Raw genomic sequence first — 2,422 nt, forward strand, 5'->3', positions numbered from 1 at the left:
TGAGCTGGCGGCACTGCTCCGCAAAGGAGGGGGCGGACTTGCGGCCCGGCTGCCAGTGCGCGTGCTGCTCGACGGCGAGGTTCCAGACGTACCTCGCGTGCGCGCAGTGCAGCAGCATCTGCTGCTCCTGCTCGCCTGTGGGGTACATCCGAAACCTCGACACACCATCACCATACCATCAGGGTAGGCCCAATTCTGCATCGCGGGAGGGTTGGTCAGCCGGTACGGTGATGGCATGAAACAGATCACTCTGCGCCTCCCCGACGACGAACACGCCCGCCTCAAAGCCCTCGCCGAACGGGAACACCGCTCCCTGCACGCCCAGATCCTCCACATGCTCAACAGGTCGCGGGACGACCACGCCCCGGTGGAGGGTGAACGCCGTTCCGCCCAGGGGGCGTAACGGCTATCCCTGCCCTGCTCCGCAGGGGCTCGCATTCACCCCCGGCCTGAAGGCCGGGGCACCCTGCGAGGACACACGGTGGGTGATGCCGCGCGGATTCAGCGGCTTCGGGCGCGGAGGCGCGCTAGGGTGCGGGGTATCCATCAGGAAGCGCCTACTTCCTCGGTGGTCAGGCCCTCGATCGGGATTGCGAGTCCCGGCCGGGGGCCGTCGCATGTCTGCTGTTGTGGTCGCGGCGAGCATATGCCAGCGAACCAGTCCGAAATCCAGCTGAGTTGAGGAACTCCACCCTTCCGGGTGACCAGGGTTGCTGGGGTGGATCGGTGGGGTGGGGTTGGGTTGGTATTCGCCCCGGGTACTTAAAAGCTTTGATCACGCGCGGGGCCGGGTTGCCGGTGACCGGGGCGGGACGGGCCGCGATGCGGTGCGGCGGACGCGGATTTCGGCCCAGACGGTTTTGCGTGGGGGCGGGCCGGAGGTCACGCCCCAGCGGTCGGCGAGCGCCTCCACGATGACGAGGCCACGGCCGGATTCGGCGTCGGGCACGGTGTGTCCCTGCGTGCGCGGGAGGTCGTCACCCCGGGTGTCCGAGACCTCGATACGGAGCGTGTCGCCGACGACGTAGAGCAGGAGGCGGAAGCTCCGGCCCGGGACGCGGCCATGGACGGCGGCGTTCGCCGCCAGCTCGGCGACGATGTGCTCCGCCGGGTCCAACGGGAGTCCCCAGGTGTGGAGTTGCTCGATGGTGTGGTGGCGGGCCAGGCGGGCGCCCAAGGGGGTGGGGGCCAGGAGCGCGGTGAAGTTGCGGATGGGGTTCTTGAGTTGGGTGTCGGGGGTGGCGGTTTCTTGATTCATGTCACTCAGCGTGCCGGATTCTGCCTACCGTGATGAGTGATGGAGCCGTTGCGTAGAGTCACTGTCCGGTGCTTGTCCAGTCGTGTCCGGGCTTGTCGGGGCGGGGTTCGCGGGTAGGGCGGCGGAAAAGTACCGGAGCACGAAGGGGTGCGCGATGACGGTCGAGGCGGAGAGTGTTCGGCTCACGGAAGAGGCGGATGAGCCGGGTTGGGAGGTGGAGCCGGACGACGCGTGGGGCCTGGCGGTGATCGCGACCGTCGGGCGGCAGTTGAAGCTGCGCCGGGAGGCGGCGGGGATGCGGGCCGGTGACTTTGCGCAGGCCATCGGGTACGGCGAGGACTTGGTCTACAAGATCGAGGGTGGCAAACGGATTCCTCGGCCTGAGTATCTGGACAAGTCCGACGAAGTCCTGAGGGCGGAGGGGCTCATCTCCGCGATGAAGGAGGACGTGCGGAAGGTTCGCTATCCGAAGAAGGTGCGGGATCTGGGGGACCTGGAGTCGAAGGCCGTCGAGATCGGGCTGTACGTCTGCAACAGCATTAGCGGGTTGTTGCAGACGCCGGAGCATGCTCGTGCCGCGTTTGAGTCGCGACAACCGCCGTACCCACAAGCCGAGGTGGAGCGGCTGGTTGCCGCTCGGGTGGCTCGGCAGTCCATTCTTGATCGAGACCCGGCCCCGGCGCTGGGATTCGTGCTGGAAGAGACGCTGCTGCGACGGCCGCTGGGAGGCACAATGGTGTGGCGACGACAGCTCGAACGCCTGTTGGAGGTGGGCCGCTTGCGTAACGTCACATTTCAGGTGATGCCGACGCAAACGGAGGTTCATCCCGGCCTCGACGGGAGGATCGAGTTGCTGAAGTTCGAGGACGGTACGGCGACGGGGCGCTCCGACGGCGCGTTCAGTGGTCGTCCTGTTTCGGACCCGAAGCAGGTGCGCTTCCTTGAGCTGCGGTATGGCACGATCCGGGCTCAGGCCCTCCCGCCTCGGGAGTCGTTGGCCTTCATTGAGCAACTGCTGGGAGAGAAATGATCCGCAAGTCCTCCGCCGGGGACGCCTCCGATCTGGCGTGGTTCAAGAGCAGCTACAGCGACGGCAACGAGGGTGACTCCTGCGTCGAGATCGCCACCACTCCCGGCACCGTCCACGTCCGCGACTCCAAGTAC

5 protein-coding genes are annotated in these 2,422 nt (G+C 66.8%); 3 read left to right on the forward strand and 2 right to left on the reverse strand.

Annotation, left to right across the window (positions count from 1 at the left end; all coding sequences use genetic code 11):
- Positions 1 to 148, reverse strand: a 148-nt coding sequence (locus ACFRFC_RS10340; protein ID WP_383112612.1) for a helix-turn-helix domain-containing protein, incomplete at its 3' end; no start/stop codon positions are given.
- 87 nt (positions 149 to 235) lie between these two features.
- On the opposite strand from ACFRFC_RS10340, the gene ACFRFC_RS10345 reads away from it, so the two are divergent.
- On the forward strand, positions 236 to 403 hold the full coding sequence (locus tag ACFRFC_RS10345; RefSeq protein WP_382680635.1) for an Arc family DNA-binding protein: 168 nt from the start codon (positions 236 to 238) through the stop codon (positions 401 to 403).
- Between the two features lie 372 nt (positions 404 to 775).
- Here the strand turns inward: ACFRFC_RS10345 and ACFRFC_RS10350 are convergent, their stop codons facing one another.
- Positions 776 to 1,258, reverse strand: a complete 483-nt coding sequence (locus ACFRFC_RS10350) for an ATP-binding protein (protein WP_382680636.1) — start codon at positions 1,256 to 1,258, stop codon at positions 776 to 778.
- A 154-nt stretch (positions 1,259 to 1,412) separates the two neighbouring features.
- Between ACFRFC_RS10350 and ACFRFC_RS10355 the strand changes: the two genes are divergently transcribed.
- Complete coding sequence (locus ACFRFC_RS10355; RefSeq protein ID WP_382680637.1) at positions 1,413 to 2,288, forward strand: helix-turn-helix domain-containing protein; 876 nt, start codon at positions 1,413 to 1,415, stop codon at positions 2,286 to 2,288.
- Positions 2,285 to 2,422: DUF397 domain-containing protein (locus tag ACFRFC_RS10360; protein WP_383112613.1), on the forward strand; the 138-nt coding region annotated here is incomplete at its 3' end. The genes ACFRFC_RS10355 and ACFRFC_RS10360, both read left to right, overlap by 4 nt.

Source organism: Streptomyces sp. NPDC056734, from assembly GCF_042790455.1.
Taxonomy (GTDB): domain Bacteria; phylum Actinomycetota; class Actinomycetes; order Streptomycetales; family Streptomycetaceae; genus Streptomyces.

Excerpts from the sequence above, each read along its gene's own strand:
- ACFRFC_RS10345 (WP_382680635.1), top strand. The coding sequence starts at position 236 with ATGAAACAGATCACTCTGCGCCTCCCCGACGACGAACACGCCCGCCTC.
- ACFRFC_RS10350 (WP_382680636.1), bottom strand. The coding sequence starts at position 1,258 with ATGAATCAAGAAACCGCCACCCCCGACACCCAACTCAAGAACCCCATC.
- ACFRFC_RS10355 (WP_382680637.1), top strand. The coding sequence starts at position 1,413 with ATGACGGTCGAGGCGGAGAGTGTTCGGCTCACGGAAGAGGCGGATGAG.